The sequence below is a fragment of the Bacillus sp. SIMBA_074 genome (assembly GCF_046534555.1).
In the GTDB taxonomy this organism is placed as follows: domain Bacteria; phylum Bacillota; class Bacilli; order Bacillales; family Bacillaceae_G; genus Bacillus_A; species Bacillus_A mycoides.
In genome coordinates, this window is the sequence record NZ_JAWRYM010000227.1 from 1 (window position 1) to 339 (window position 339).

Genomic DNA, 339 nt, shown 5'->3' on the forward strand with positions numbered 1-339 from the left:
CCAAACATGTATACACACGGATAAAACATTAGCCATTGAAAATCCGTCAATCGAATGGCGATCGGAATGTCACCTTGAAAACTTGCGATGATGATCTGGTTTAAGTGGGATTTCAGATTGATGATGAATTCTAGAGTCAGTAAGATTAATCCCTTTACGAACTTTCCGTTCAATAATTGACCAAACCCCGGTAAGGCAATACTCCACAACATTTTTTCAATTGCTGCGCTTTTAATCAATTTTCCTTCCCTGCCTTACTATTTCAGATACCCTCGTATGACCTTCTTATGCTTCACCTCCTTGTGTGTTAGGATTCCAGAATGGATATATTTTATTTTT

1 pseudogene is annotated in these 339 nt (G+C 37.8%); it reads right to left on the reverse strand.

Features of this window, described 5'->3' with window-relative positions:
- Window positions 1–239: pseudogene (locus SB773_RS30615) on the reverse strand (hypothetical protein); the annotation flags it as partial.
- Window positions 240–339 lie beyond the last annotated feature (100 nt).